Genomic DNA, 14,487 nt, shown 5'->3' with positions numbered 1-14,487 from the left:
GGATCTCCGCGTCCACGTCCACCTCCCGTACGTCGCACCGCCCTCCCCCGCGGAGGGCCGCTCGGATGCTATCCAGGGCGCATCCGCAGCCCCTTGGGCGTGACGTGGAACCCGGACGCCACCAGCGCCGCGTCCAGCGGGGTGCCGAACACCTCCACGCCGTCCGCCCGCTCCACCGTGACCGTACCGAGCGCGCCCGCGCGCACGACCTCCGCCCACGCCCGGGCGGCCCGCTCCAGCGACGCGGGAGGGGAACCGAAGGTCAGCACGGACCGCCCGCCCCGGGCCACGAACAACGTGAGCCGCCCGCCGTCGACCACCACCACGGCGCCGGCCGTCCGCCCCGGACGCTGGGACACGTGGACGTCCTCCGCGCCCCGGGGCCACGGCAGCTCCGAACCGAACGGGTTGGCCGGGTCCGTGGCCGCCAGCACCACCGGCGGCAGGGACCCGCCGGGCCCGTCACCGGTCAGCGCCCGCAGCCGGTCCACCGCACCCGGCAGCGCGAACTGGGCGCCGCCGAGCCCCTCGACGAAGTACCCCCGCCGCACCCGGCCCGCGTCCTCCATCGACCGCAGCACCCGGTACTCGTCCTGGACCCCCTGGCGCTGGCCGCGCACCCACACCCCCGACCGCTGGAGCCGCGCCTCCACGCGCGCCAACGCCACCCGCGTCGGATCCGTCTCCCGGTCCGGCAGTGCCGACCAGCGCCCGGCCGCCGTGGGCGGACCCGTACGCGAGGGCATGACGGGCCTCCCCGGCCGCCCCGGCCGCCGCCGGGTGTGCGACCGGGGAGCGGGGGCCGAGCCCAGCAGCGCCCGCAGCGGCGCCACGCCGTCATTGGTCACCAGGCCCGACCACACCAGCTCCCACAGCGCCGCCACCACGTCCGCGTCCGCGAGCGCCGCGCCACCGGTCGCGCGCGCGGCCCGGTCGGCCAGGTCGCGGAAGAACAGGGCCCCGCCCTCGCGCAGCACGCCCAGGACGGTGTCCGCGAGCGTGCCCGGTCCGGGCGGCACCGGGTCGGGCAGGAGCAGCGCGGCCTCGTCCGCGGGCGCCAGGGCGACCCACCCCTCCCCACCCGGAAGGGAGCCCGCTCCCGCCCACACGACCTCCCCGGCCTGGGTCAACTCGTCCAGACCCGTCGCCGCGTACCCCTCCACCCGGGCGGGCAGCACCAGCGACTCCAGCGCCGACGCCGCCACGGGCACGCCGCGCAGGGCCTCCACCGCCGCGAACACCGCGTCCGGCCCCCGCAGCCGCTCGCCCGGAACCGCGTTCTGCCACAACGGGAGGAACCGCGCCAGGGCCGACGGGTCGACCGGTTCGACCTCCCGGCGCAACCGGGCCACCGACCCGCGCCGCAGACGGCGCAGCACTTCGGCGTCGCACCACTCGGTCCCGGATCCACCCGGCCGGAAGCCTCCGCGCACCACCCGCCCGGTCGAGGACAGCGCGCGCAACTCCGCCACGACGGAGTCCTCCGGCAACCCCAGACGCGCCGCGGCCTCCGCCGGGACGAACGGGCCGTGCGTGCGCGCGTACCGCGACACCAGGTCGCGCCTCGGCGCGGCCACCGGCTCCAGGAACGCCTCGGGCACTCCGGCGGGCGGCTCCACACCGGCACCGTCCCGCAGCCGCGCCACGTCCTCCACCGCGCACCAGCGCTCCGCGCCCGCCACCCGGGCCCGCACCACCCGCCCGGCGGCCTCCAACCCGCCCAGCCAACCCGCGGCCACACCGCGCTCGGCGGCCTCGCCCGTGGTCAGGGGGCCCACCTCCCGCAGCAGGTCGGCCGCCCCCTCCGCGTCCCGGACCGGCGAGGACAGCCGTTGCAGCTGGGCGTCGGCCTCCTCCACCACACGCGGGTCCAACAGCTCCCGCAGGTCCGCCTGGCCGAGCAGGTCGGCCAACAGGGTCGGGTCCAGGGTGAGCGCCCGCGCCCGCGACTCCGCGGCGGGCGCGTCGCCCTCGTACAGGAACGCCGCCGTGTACTCCATCAACAGCGACCGCGCGAACGGCGACGGCCACTCCGTGCGCACCTCCACCACCCGCACCCGCCGCGCGCGGATGTCGGTCAACAACGCCACGAGCGCGGGCACGTCGAACACGTCCCGCACGCACTCACGCACCGCCTCCAGCACGATCGGGAACGACCCGTACCGCCCCGCCACCGACAGCAGGTGCGCCGACCGCAGCCGCTGCTGCCACAACGGCATCCGCCGGTCCGGGCGCTGCCGCGGCAGCAGCAGGGCGCGCGCCGCGCACTCCCGGAACCGCGCCGCGAACAGGGCCGATCCCGTCAGCGCCTCCGTCACCAGGGCCTCCACGCCGTCGGGGTCGAGCGACACCAGTCCGGCGAGCTCACGCGCGAACACCGGGGAGTCGTGCTCCACGTCCGGAAGACGCACCACGATCCCGTCGTCCCCGTGCACCACCTGGGCGTCCAGCCCGAGCTCCTCCCGCAGCCGCTGGCCGATCGCCAGCGCCCACGGCGCGTGCACCCGCGCGCCCAGCGGTGAGTGCAGCACCACCCGCCAGTCGCCCACCTGGTCGCGGAAGTGCTCCAGGACCACCGTCCGGTCGTCCGGCACCTGCCCCGTGGCCTCCCGCTGCTCGGCCACGTACGCCACCAGGTTGTCCGCGGCCCAGTCGTCGAGCCCCGCCGCCGCGGCGCGCTTCAGCGCCTCCGCCGGGTCGGCCGCGGCCAGCTCCCGGGTCAGCTCGCCGACCGCCCGGCCCAGCTCGGCAGGGCGGCCGATCGCGTCCGCCTTCCAGAACGGCATCCGCCCCGGCCGCCCCGGCGCCGGACTGACCAGCACCCGGTCGGCCGTGATCGCGTCGATCCGCCAGGACGACGACCCCAGCACGAACACGTCGCCCACCCGCGACTCGTACACCATCTCCTCGTCCAGTTCGCCCACCCGGGTGGGGGCGCGCGACCCCGTCGGCGCGTCGGACAGGTGCACCGTGTACAGCCCCCGGTCGGGGATGGTGCCCCCGCTGATCACCGCGAGCCGCTGGGCGCCCGGCCGGGCCCGGAGCACGTCGGCCTCCCGGTCCCAGACCACGCGCGGCCGCAGCTCCGCGAACTCGTCCGAGGGGTAGCGGCCGGACAGCATGTCCAGCACCGACTCCAGCACCGGGTCCGCCAGGTCCGCGAACGGGGCCGCGCGGCGGACCAGGGCCGCGAGGTCGGCCACCGGCCACTCGTCCATCGCGACCATGGCCACGATCTGCTGGGCGAGCACGTCGAGCGGGTCGCGCGGCATCTCCAGCGGCTCGATGCCGCCCGCGCGCATCCGTTCGGCCACGACCGCCGACGCGAGCAGGTCGCCGCGGTGCTGGGGCAGGAACACCCCGCGCGAGACCTCGCCGACCCGGTGCCCCGCCCGGCCCACCCGTTGCAGGCCGCTGGCCACCGACGGGGGAGCGGCCACCTGCACCACCAGGTCGACCGCGCCCATGTCCACCCCCAGCTCCAGGCTGGACGTGGCCACCACGCACGGCAGGCGGCCCGACTTGAGGTCGTCCTCGACCAGCGCCCGCTCGGCCTTGGACATCGACCCGTGGTGGGCGCGCGCGACCACCGGCTCGGCGCCCCGCGACTTCCCGGACTGGGCGATGACCAGTGCGGGGACCTCCTCGGGCGGCAGCCGTGCCCCGACGCGCTCGGCGTGCAGGTCGTTGAGGCGGGCGCACAGCTTCTCCGCCGTGTGGCGGCCGTTGGTGAACACGATCGTGGAGGTGTGCCGCTCCACTAGGTCGAGGACCCGGCGCTCCACGTGCGGCCACATCGACCCGCGCGAGAGCCCGCGGTCCCCCGCGCCGGGGGCGGGGCCGGGTTCGTCCATGTCGCGGACGGGGACGACCACCCCCAGGTCCATGTGCGGGGTGTCCGGCGGGGCGACGATCGCGGCGCCGCCGAGGAACCCGGCGACCAGTTCGCGGGGGCGCACCGTGGCGGACAGACCGATGCGCTGCGCCGGCCGGTCGAGGAGCTGCGCCAGCCGTTCCAGGCTCAGCGCCAGGTGGGCGCCGCGCTTGGTGCCCGCCAGGGCGTGCACCTCGTCGACGATGACGGTCTCCACCCCGGCCAGGCCCTCGCGGGCGCGCGAGGTGAGGACGAGGAAGAGGGACTCGGGCGTGGTGATGAGCACGTCCGGCGGGTGGGTGGCCAGGCGGCGGCGCTCGCTCGCGGGGGTGTCGCCGGTGCGGACGCCCACGGTGACGGGGGTGATCGGGACGCCCGCCGCCTCGGCCCGCTCCGAGATCCCGGCGAGCGGGACGCGCAGGTTGCGCTCGACGTCCACGGCCAGCGCCTTGAGCGGCGACACGTACAGGACGCGGCAGCGCCGGGAGCGGTCCTCGGGCGGGGGCGTGGAGGAGAGGCGGTCGAGGGACCACAGGAAGGCGGAGAGGGTCTTGCCGGACCCGGTGGGGGCGACCACGAGCACGTTCCGGCCCTCGGCGACGGCGGACCAGGCCTGGGCCTGGGCGGCGGTCGGCCCCGCGGGGAAGGCCTGGTCGAACCAGGCGCGGGTCGCGGGCGCGAAGCGGTCCAGGGAGTGTGAGGCGTGGCTCATAGGTTGAGTGTGCCCCGTGGCGGAGACGTTCCCCCGGCGGGACGCACAGGGGGCCGCTGCGCGGAGGGGTGGCGACGCCTTTGGCGCGGTACTCCCCTCGGCGGGGACGTTCCCCCGGTAGGGGCGCGAAGGAGGCTCCGATCGCCGATACTGGGACCGATGAGACTCACGGTTTTCTGGCGGAACATGCACGAACAGTTCGGCGAGGCCTACGCGGAGAGCCTGGCCAAGGACTACGTCATCGAGGGACTCGGTTCGCGGACCGTCCAGCAGGCGCTCGCCGACGGGGTGGCCGCCAAGGACGTGTGGCGCGCCGTGTGCGAGGCGTTCGGCCTGCCCCAGTCCGTCCGCTGAGGCCGCCCGGGAGCGGCCGTCGGCGGACGCGGCACTCGTTCGAACAATCGAACAGAGGTTCGGGTAGGGTGGGTTGTCCACAGACGAAGGTCGGGCGTCTCGTTTGTCGGACCGACCGCGTAGCGTCGTGCGCATCATGAAGAAGAAGGCATCGACCCAACAGGGGTACCCCGTGGCATCTGGTGACCGAGACAAGGCTCTCGAAACAGCGCTCGCGCAGATCGAGCGGCAGTTCGGCAAGGGCTCCGTCATGCGCCTGGGCGACGACGAGCGCCCGCCGATCGAGTCGATCCCCACCGGGGCGATCGCGCTCGACGTCGCGCTCGGCATCGGGGGACTCCCCAAGGGGCGGATCGTGGAGATCTACGGTCCCGAGTCTTCCGGAAAGACGACCGTCGCGCTGCACGCCGTGGCCAACGCGCAGAAGGCGGGCGGGATCGCCGCGTTCGTCGACGCCGAGCACGCGCTCGACCCCGCCTACGCCAAGAAGATCGGCGTGGACACCGACAACCTCCTGCTGTCGCAGCCGGACACCGGCGAGCAGGCGCTGGAGATCGTCGACATGCTGATCCGCTCCGGCGCGGTCTCCATCATCGTCATCGACTCCGTGGCCGCCCTGGTGCCCCGCGCGGAGATCGAGGGCGAGATGGGCGACAGCCACGTCGGCCTCCAGGCGCGGCTGATGTCCCAGGCGCTGCGCAAGATCGCCGGCGCGCTGCACCAGACCGGCACCACCGCGATCTTCATCAACCAGCTTCGTGAAAAAGTCGGTGTGATGTTCGGATCTCCCGAGACGACCACCGGTGGTAAGGCGCTGAAGTTCTACGCCTCGGTCCGGCTGGACGTGCGCCGCATCGAGACCCTCAAGGACGGCACCGACGCGGTCGGGAACCGCACCCGCGTCAAGGTGGTCAAGAACAAGGTCGCGCCGCCGTTCAAGCAGGCGGAGTTCGACATCCTGTACGGCGTGGGCGTCTCCCGCGAGGGCAGCCTCATCGACCTGGGCGTGGAGCACGGCATCGTGCGCAAGTCCGGCGCCTGGTACACCTACGAGGGCACCCAGCTGGGGCAGGGCAAGGAGAACGCCCGCCGGTTCATGCGCGAGAACGTCGACGTGGCCAACGAGATCGAGAAGAAGATCAAGGAGAAGCTGGGCGTGCCCGGCGCGGGTGACGACAGCTCCTCCGCCTCCGACGTCGCCGACCCCGCCAAGGACTCCGAGGCGAAGGAGACTCCGGCCAAGGAGACCGCCGCCAAGGCTCCGGCCAAGCGCGCCCCGGCCAAGCCCACCAAGGCGCCCGCCCCTGATGCGTGACCGGCGCCGGTCCGCGGACCGCTCCGTGCCACCCGAGGACGAGATCTCCCCGGGCGGGTCCCGCCCGCCCGGGGAGGACCCCGAGGCCAGGGCGCGGGCTCTGTGCCTGAGAATGCTCACCCACTCCCCGCGCACCCGGGCCCAGCTGGAACGGGCTCTGCTGCGCCGGGAGTTCTCCGAGGAGACCGTCGCGTCGGTGCTCGGCGCCTTCGGCGACGCCGGGCTGATCGACGACGCGGCCTTCGCGAACGCGTGGGTGACCTCCCGCCACCACGGGCGGGGCCTGTCCCGGCGGGCCCTGGCCAGGGAACTGCGCACCCGCGGGGTGGAGGAGGACACCGTGCGCGACGCCGTCGCCCACCTGTCGGACGAGGACGAGGTGGAGGCCGCCCGCGACCTCGCCCGCCGACGGCTGGAGATGTCCCGGGGCAGGGACCGCGACACCCGGATCCGCCGGGCCCTGGGCGTGCTCGCCCGCAAGGGGTACTCGTCCGGACTGGCCTACCGGGTGGTGCGGGAGGAGTTGGAGCGCGAGGGCGTCGAGGCCGAATCGGACGATCCGGAGCTCTGACCGCTGCCAGGCCGGGACGGGCTCGCCACCGATCCCACGCACGTCTCCGGAGGCCACCACCGGGGCCACGGCGAGACCGGGCCACGCGCGGCGCGGGGTCCGGCCTTCCCCGGCCCGGTTGAGGAATCCCGGCACGACGGGACGGCCGCCTGTCCCCAGCAGCCGACAGGGCGGAGCCCGTCCGCGGTCGTCCACAGGGCGGAACTCGTTCGGCGGATCGGCGCACTCCAGGGGGATACTGGAACTGGGGGCGCATCACACGCCCACGGGTGGAGCACGTCCCCCGATTCGAGCGTAGGCGCGGTCCGCTCGTCCCGCCAGACCGCGCCCGTACCTGTGGACAGCCGCCAGTCGGCGCATGGTCCCGGACCGCGCCCCTGCCTGTGGACAGCCGTCAGCCGGCGGTCCCGCCGCCCTCGGCCGGTGACGGCGCGGCTGTGTCCGCGACCGGCGCGTCGGCGGTGTCCGGAGCCGCCTCGGCTTCCGGGGACCGCGCGTCCCCGGCCGCACCGGCTTCGTCCGCGGCCGGCGCCCCGCCCGGCTCCTCGGCGCCTTCCGCCGACTCGGGCGCCTCCGGCTCCGGGCGCGGCGCGGGCGGTTCGGTCTCCAGGGTCAGCGGCGCCACGTCCGCGTCGAAGCCGAACACCCGCGCGTAGAAGGCCAGCTCCGCCTCCAGCGCGCGCACGCGCGAGGCCGCCGACCGGAACCCGTGCGCCTCGCCCTCGAACTCCAGCAGCGCGTACGGCACCCCCCGCTTGCCCAGGGCGGTGGCCATCGTGAACGCCTGGTCGGGCGTGACCACCCGGTCGTCGGTCCCCTGGAGCAGGAGCACCGGCACGTCGATCTCGTCGATCCGGTTGATCGGCGACCGCTCCCGGTACCGCTCGGTGAACCCCGGCAACGTCCCCACCAGCGAGTCCAGGAACCGCGACTCGAAGTCGTGCGTGGTCTCGGCCAGACCCAGCAGGTCCGCCACCCCGTAGTAGGACACCCCGCAGGCGAACGTGTCCCCGGTCAGCGACAGCAGGGCCGTGAACCCGCCCGCGCTCGGCCCCCGGATCGCCAGCCGCTTCGGGTCGGCCACCCCCTGGTCGACCAGGGCGCGCGCCGCGGCCGCCGCGTCCTCCACGTCGACCACGCCCCACTCCTTGTGCACCCGCGTGCGGTAGGAGCGGCCGTAGCCCGTGGATCCCCCGTAGTTGACGTCCACGACGCCGATGCCCCGGCTCGTGAAGTAGGCCTTGGCCAGGTCCAGGGCGTGCGAGGCGTGCGCGACCGGGCCGCCGTGCACCCACACGACGAACGGCGCGGGGCCCTCGGCGGTGACCCCGGGGTGGGTCGGCCGGTACACGTTCGCGTGGACGGGCCGCCCGTAGCGCCCCGGCAGCGTCATGTGCTCGGGCACGGGCAGGTGGGCGGCGTCGGGCAGGGCGTCCAGCGACTCGCGCAGCACCTCGACCCGCCCCGACTCCGGGTGCAGCCGGACCAGGCACTGGGGGCGCGTGGGGGAGGCGGCCACCGCGACCACGCCGACCCCGTCCGAGTCCACCTGGGCCCACGAGGTGAATCCGGTCGTCACGGGGGTCAGTTCCAGGGTGTCGGGGTCGTACACGCTGGGCGCCAGGTCGGTGTTCCCGTGCAGCACCACGACCTTCCCGGAGTCCAGGACCGCGTAGGACCGGTGGCCCAGGTGCCCGGGCGGGGCGTGGAACTCCTCCTCGGCCGGGTAGAGCGCCATCGCCTGGCCGGTCACGCCCGCCTGGTACAGGTTCCAGAAGCCCGGCCAGTCCGAGGCCAGGTACAGGGTGTCGGCGTCCACCCACGTGGGCGAGACGACGGACTCGTCGACCCCGCCCTTGAGCGTGACCTCCCCGGTCAGCGTCGCGTCCTCCAGCCGGCCGAGCCGCAGCTCGGTGCCGTCCCAGGGCATCCTCGGGTGGTTCCAGCGCACGTACGCCAGGCGCCGGCCGTCGGGGGAGGGGACGGGCGAGGCGTAGAAGTCGGCGCCGGAGGCCAGGACGCGGACGGCGGCGGGGTCCTCGGCGCCCCGACCGGACAGGGGAACCGTCACCACGGCCCGGCGTACGCCGTCCGCGACGTGTTCCTCGCGCACGCACAGGATCTGCCTGCCGTCGGCGCTCAGCGTCGGGTCGGCGTAGCGCAGCGCGGCGGGGCGATCGGGCTCGGGGGTCAGCGGAGTCGGCGCCGCGGCGTCGCGTTCGAGCAGGTAGAGGCGCTGGTCCTCGGCGTTGGCGAAGACGATGCCCATGCGCGTGAGGGCCTTGTCGTCACGCCGGGGCACCGGGAGGTAGGAGCGTCCCCCGTACTCGTGCACCCGTGTGCCCGCGCTCCAGGGCGCGGGCAGGAGTTCGACGACGGCGCCGTCGGGGTTCCGGCGCATGACGGTGGAGCGTCCTCCCTCCGCCGGGCGCTCCTCCTCCCACCAGATCTCGTCGCCGACGACGGAGGGGAAGGACATCCGGTGCACACCCCGGGCGACGTCACCGGCGCTGATGGGCGAGGGCCATGAGCCGTGGGGGCTCGACAGTTCAGACATGTCCCGCTCAGGAAGGGTCGTGAATGGAAAACTGATGACATGTCGACCTTAGTCGTCCGGGCCCCCTTTCGGGAGATCAGATCGCCGGTGCGTGCATCCCCGCAGGCCATAGCGTGTGACACGGCGGAGGCGACGCCGACCGCTGAGTATCGTTCTCTATTCGTGACTGGCGAGACACGGCGGGGATCAACGCGCCGTTCTAGGCTTTCGCGGATATCACCAGGTGATGAATGGTCGAGGGAACGGCGGTGGATCACCGTGCGCGGCCGAGGCCCCGTCGTCACCCACACTGCTAGAGAGGAAGCCAGCGATGAGCAAGGGACGCGGGACCATCCGGGCCTCCGTGGCGATCGCCGCGGCCGGTGTGGTCGCCCTGTCGGCCTGCGCGGCCCCCGAGGACGTCGAAGGCCCCGGCGGTGACGATGCGGAGACCACATTCCTCCAGCTCGCCACGGGTTCCACCGGCGGTACCTATTACCCCCTCGGCGGTGAGATCGCACAGCTGTGGAGCAGCAACATCGAGAACGTCCAGGTGGACACGTTCGCCACCGGCGCCTCGGTGCAGAACCTGCGTGCCCTGGAGGGTGAGACCGAGGACGCGGAGGCCGGCGCGATCGACCAGAGCGAACTCATCATGGCGGTCAACGGTGTGGCCATGCAGGCCCAGAGCAGCACCGGGCCCTTCGAGGAGGAGCCGCTCGGCAGCCCCGACGACATCCTCGCGCTCGGCAACATCTACCCCGAGGTCATGCAGGTCGTCGTCCGCGCCGACTCCGACATCGAGTCGATCGCGGACCTGGAGGGCATGAACGTCGAGATCGGGCCGCCCGGCAGCGGCACCGAGGTCGCCGCCCGCCAGATCCTGGAGGCCTACGGTCTGGACCCGGACGAGGACATCAACGCCTACGACAGCACCTTCGGCGACGCGGCCACCGCGCTCGGCGACGGCCAGGTCGACGCCGCCTTCGGCATCCTGTCGGTGCCCGCGGCGGGCATCGTCGAGGTCTCGGCGAGCAACGACGTCCGGCTGCTGCCGCTCGAGGGGGAGGAGGCCGACTCCCTCATGGCCGACGACCCGAGCTACAGCCCGCTGACCATCGACGGCGGCACCTACAACGGCCAGGACGAGGACGTCGTCACCCTGACCCAGTGGGCGACCCTCTACACCACCTCGGCCCTGGACGAGCAGCTCGCCTACGACCTGGTCCGCGTGATGTACGAGGACGCGGGCGACATCGGCCACGACGTCGGCGGCCAGGTCCTGCTGGACACGGCCCTGGACGGCCTGGGCTCGATGGAGCTGCACCCCGGCGCCCAGCGCTACTACGAGGAGCAGGGGCTCCTCGACTGATGACCCGTTCGCCCAGGGCCGCTCGGTGGATTCCGGGCGGCCCTGCGCTTGTGACGGTCCTGCTGGGGTGCGCGTTGCTCCTGACCGGCTCCGCGGACACGGGCTCGGCCTGGTTCGCCGTCCGCGTGTACGGCCATGAGTCGCCCGTCCTCAGCGTCCCGGTCGAGATCGGGGACCGGATCGAGCTCAGCCACACGCACTCCGTGCACCGGCGTCCGGTGCACGAGGTCTACTCGGTCTCCCCCTCCTCGGGGCTGGCGCTGGAGGAGATCCGCGCCGACGCCCACGGAGCCAACCTCCCCTCGGGACCGGAAACGGTCGACGGGGTGACCTCGACCTTCGTCCAGGAGGACGGGGGTTACCGCGTCGACCACCACGGACGTCCGCTCGGCACGGTGCGGATGCTCGTGGGGACGCCCGACGTCGACCACCGGCTGACCCTGCGGGGCCGGGAGTTCCGGCTCCTGGACCTGGTGGACCCCCGTGCGAGTGTGGAGCTGTACGTGCAGACCCGTCCGGGCGCGCACCTGAAGTGAAGGCCGTGGGGTGTCCCCCCACCGATGACGAGGATGAGGGTGATGACGACCGACCCCAAGGGCGCCGGCGAATCCGGTGCCGCAGCGACCGCGGGCGGAGCCTCCGCCGGCGGTGAGCCCACCCCCCGGGCACTGGAGGAGATCGAGCGGGATCTGGAGGCCTTGGAGGAGCACGACTTCACCGAGGACACGGGGGTCGAGGGCGTACGTACGGACCTGCGGGCCGTGTGGCGGTGGGGCGTGTTCGCCGTCGCCCTGGCCCTGGCCGTCTTCCACCTGTGGACCGCGTTCACCCAGACGCTCCCGCCCCTCCAGCAGCGCTCGTTCCACCTCGCGCTCGGCCTCGGCCTGGTGTTCCTGCTCTACCCGACCAAACCGCGTGCCGAGGGCCCCCACGGACCCTTCTACGGCGGTGCGATGGCCTTCAGCGGGCTGCTGGTGGGCTACATCGGCGTCGGCGTGTTCTCCGGCTCGAACGCGAGCATGTACCTGTACCTGCCGCAGTGGGTGTTCGGCCTGATCGCGGTCCTGCTGGTCGGCGGGGCCGGGGTGCTCCTGTGGCGCACCCGCGGGACGGCCGCCCCGTCCAGGGCGCAGGGGGCCGCGGGGTGGACCCTGCTGGTCGGCGCCGCACTGGTCGCGCTGGACCTGGTCACGAGTGAGGCGCGCGGCGGGTTCTTCTTCCTGCCGATCCTGGGCCTGGTGCTGGTCGTGGTCGCCGTCGCGGGGGCGGTGGCGCTGACGCGGTTCCCGTCGGTGTTCCCGGTCTGGCTGTGGCCGGTGGTCACCCGGTGGGGGCTGACCGCCGTCGGCGCGGTGACCCTGGTCTACATGTGGCTGGCCGGGATCGCGCAGTGGAACGTGCTCGGCCCGGCGCTGGTCGTCCTGGTCGTGGTCCAGTGCGCGCGGCACGTCCCCTGGAACGTGTGGGGGATGCCCGTGTTCGACGTCGCGCTGGCCGGGCTCGGTCTGTTCGCCGGGCTGTTCATGTTCGTCAACTACGAGGAGATCACCCGGTCGGTCGGCATCTACAACGCGACCTACGTGACGGTCGGGACGATCGGCCTGCTGTTGATCCTCGTGGCGGCCTCGCGGGTGCTGGGCCCGGCGCTGGTGGTGCTGGCGGGCTCGCTGATCGCGTTCGCCTACTTCGGCCAGTCGATGCCGGGGTTCCTGCGCCACCGCGGTTCCAGTGTCGACCAGATCGTCACCAACCTGTACGTGGGCACGGAGGGCGTGTTCGGGACGCCGCTCGGCATCTCGGCGACGTTCATCTTCCTGTTCATGATCTTCGCCGCGATGCTCCAGCGGACGGGCATGGAGCGCTTCTTCACGGACCTGGCGCTGGGCGCGACGGGGTCGTCGGTCGGCGGCACCGCCAAGGTCGGTATCGTCACCAGCGCCTTCTCCGGGACGATCACGGGCAGTTCGGTGGCCAACACCGTCTCCAACGGCGCGTTCACCATCCCGATGATGAAGAAGTCCGGGTACAAGCCCGAGTACGCGGGGGCGGTCGAGGCCGCCTCCTCCACGGGCGGGCAGATCATGCCGCCGATCATGGGCGCGGGCGCGTTCATCATGATCGAGTTCACGGGCGCCACCTACCAGCAGATCCTGACCGCCGCCGCGATCCCCGCGGTGATGTTCTTCGTCTCGCAGTACGTGGTCGTCCACTACGACGCCAAGCGCATGGGCATCGGCGGCCTGCCCAAGGAGCTGCTGCCCAACCTGCGGCGGCTCATGATCACGCGCGGATACCTCATCGCGCCGGTCGTGGCGATCTTCGCCCTGCTGTCGATGGGCTTCTCGCCGATGTACTCCGCGATGGGCGCGGTCGTGGCGACGGTCGCGGTCAACATCGTCACGCAGTTCCTCCTCATGCCGTTCCAGCGGGCCGAGGAGACGGGCAGGATCGGCACCAGGCCGTTGGGCGACGTGCTGGGGGCGGCGATGCGGCTGTCCCTGCCGATCGTCGTCGCGGCGGGCGCCGCGGCGGTCCTGGTGACCGTCGCCCAGGCGCTCATGGCCGGAATGGACCGCGGGATGGTCGCCCTGGGCGCCACGGTGCTCCTCACGCTGGCGGGCATCGCCGTGTCGGTGGCGTTCCACCGCTGGAGCGCCTCGGGTGAGGACCAGCTGAACCTGCACTCGTTCCTGGACGGGCTGGTGGGCGCGGCCCGCCTGGCGATCCCGATCATCGTGGCGTGCGCGTCGGCGGGCATCATCGCGGGCGTCATCACCACGACCGACCTCGGCCTCAAGCTCAGCAGCGGTCTGCTGGGGATCGCCGAGTCGATCAGCGCGGGCCTGGCCTCACTGCTGACGGCGGTGGCCACGTCTCCCGTCCTGGCGTGGACGGGCGCGGGCGCCGACTTCGGGGTCACGGCGGTCGGCACGATGCGGGTGGACCTGTTCCTGGTCCTGTTCATGTCGATGGTCGCCTGCCTGATCCTGGGCATCGGTCTGCCCACGACCGCGAACTACGTCATCACGGCGACTCTGGCCGCTCCGGCGATCGTGGCGATCCTGGAGGGCGAGGTCGACGAGCGGCTCGCGATGCTGCTGATGGCGCACCTGTTCGTCTACTACTTCGGTGTGCTCGCCGACATCACCCCGCCGGTCTGCCTGGCCGCGTACGCGGCGTCGGGCATCTCCGGAGGCGATCCGATCCGGACCGGGTTCTACTCGGTGCGCATCGCCATCGCGGCCTTCGTGATGCCGTACATGTTCGTGTTCTCCCCCGAGCTGCTGCTGCTGGAGGTGAACTGGTTCACGGGCACGGTGGCCGCGGTCACCGGCGTGGTCGGCGCGGTCCTGGTGGCGCTCGGACTGGTCGGGTACCTGGACCGGCCGCTGCCCTGGTACAAGCGGATCGGACTGGTCGTGGGCGGCCTGTGCCTGGTCTCGGGCAGCCTCGCCACCAACATCGTCGGACTGGTCCTGCTGGTGGCGGTCATCGGGCACGAGAAGCTGGTCACCCGCCGGGAGGGCGGCGCGCGGGTCATCCCGCCGGTGGGTTCCGCTCCCGCCAAGGCGGAGGCGAACAGCGGGGCCGGTGCCTCCTCCGGCCAGGGGCCGGCCGTCGAGTCGGCCGAGGGCGAGGACTGAGCTCCGTCCCACCCCGTGCGCGGCCCGTGCCGCCGACCCGTCGCGGTCGGCGGCACGGGCCGTCCCGCGACCGGAGTCCGCGCCGTGGTCCACGTGTCCGCGCCACCGG

The 14,487-nt window shown here is 73.4% G+C and carries 8 protein-coding genes; 6 read left to right on the top strand and 2 right to left on the bottom strand.

Annotation, left to right across the window (positions count from 1 at the left end; translation table 11 throughout):
- Positions 1 to 68: 68 nt before the first annotated feature.
- A complete protein-coding gene (locus ACIBFB_RS03940; RefSeq protein WP_397225905.1) occupies positions 69 to 4,586 on the bottom strand; it encodes an ATP-dependent helicase in 4,518 nt (1,505 codons plus the stop codon).
- A 159-nt stretch (positions 4,587 to 4,745) separates the two neighbouring features.
- Between ACIBFB_RS03940 and ACIBFB_RS03935 the strand changes: the two genes are divergently transcribed.
- From ACIBFB_RS03935 to recX, 3 genes are all read left to right on the top strand, one after another.
- The gene (locus ACIBFB_RS03935) at positions 4,746 to 4,940 is read left to right on the top strand and encodes a DUF3046 domain-containing protein (protein WP_397225903.1); all 195 of its coding nucleotides are present in this window, start codon (positions 4,746 to 4,748) and stop codon (positions 4,938 to 4,940) included.
- Positions 4,941 to 5,112: 172 nt separating this feature from the next.
- Positions 5,113 to 6,255, top strand: a complete 1,143-nt coding sequence (recA, locus tag ACIBFB_RS03930; RefSeq protein WP_397226427.1) for a recombinase RecA — start codon at positions 5,113 to 5,115, stop codon at positions 6,253 to 6,255.
- Positions 6,248 to 6,826 (top strand): recombination regulator RecX, encoded by a 579-nt coding sequence (gene recX, locus ACIBFB_RS03925; protein ID WP_397225901.1) that lies wholly within the window; start codon positions 6,248 to 6,250, stop codon positions 6,824 to 6,826. Before recA ends, recX begins: the two co-directional genes overlap by 8 nt.
- A 394-nt stretch (positions 6,827 to 7,220) precedes the next feature.
- Here recX and ACIBFB_RS03920 read toward each other — a convergent pair whose 3' ends face one another.
- Complete coding sequence (locus ACIBFB_RS03920) at positions 7,221 to 9,383, bottom strand: S9 family peptidase (RefSeq protein WP_397225899.1); 2,163 nt, start codon at positions 9,381 to 9,383, stop codon at positions 7,221 to 7,223.
- A gap of 310 nt (positions 9,384 to 9,693) precedes the next feature.
- Here ACIBFB_RS03920 and ACIBFB_RS03915 point away from each other — a divergent pair, with 310 nt between their 5' ends.
- Genes ACIBFB_RS03915 through ACIBFB_RS03905 form a run of 3 tightly spaced genes read left to right on the top strand, consistent with a single transcriptional unit; the run spans position 9,694 to position 14,378 of the window.
- On the top strand, positions 9,694 to 10,734 hold the full coding sequence (locus tag ACIBFB_RS03915) for a TAXI family TRAP transporter solute-binding subunit (RefSeq protein ID WP_397225897.1): 1,041 nt from the start codon (positions 9,694 to 9,696) through the stop codon (positions 10,732 to 10,734).
- A gap of 50 nt (positions 10,735 to 10,784) precedes the next feature.
- Positions 10,785 to 11,270, top strand: a complete 486-nt coding sequence (locus tag ACIBFB_RS03910) for a DUF1850 domain-containing protein (protein WP_397225895.1) — start codon at positions 10,785 to 10,787, stop codon at positions 11,268 to 11,270.
- A gap of 42 nt (positions 11,271 to 11,312) precedes the next feature.
- The gene (locus ACIBFB_RS03905) at positions 11,313 to 14,378 is read left to right on the top strand and encodes a TRAP transporter permease (RefSeq protein WP_397225893.1); all 3,066 of its coding nucleotides are present in this window, start codon (positions 11,313 to 11,315) and stop codon (positions 14,376 to 14,378) included.
- Positions 14,379 to 14,487 lie beyond the last annotated feature (109 nt).

The organism is Nocardiopsis sp. NPDC050513 (assembly GCF_044457925.1).
In the GTDB taxonomy this organism is placed as follows: Bacteria; Actinomycetota; Actinomycetes; order Streptosporangiales; family Streptosporangiaceae; genus Nocardiopsis.
Note: the sequence above shows the minus strand (reverse complement) of the source record. Positions and strands in the feature narration are given on the sequence as shown.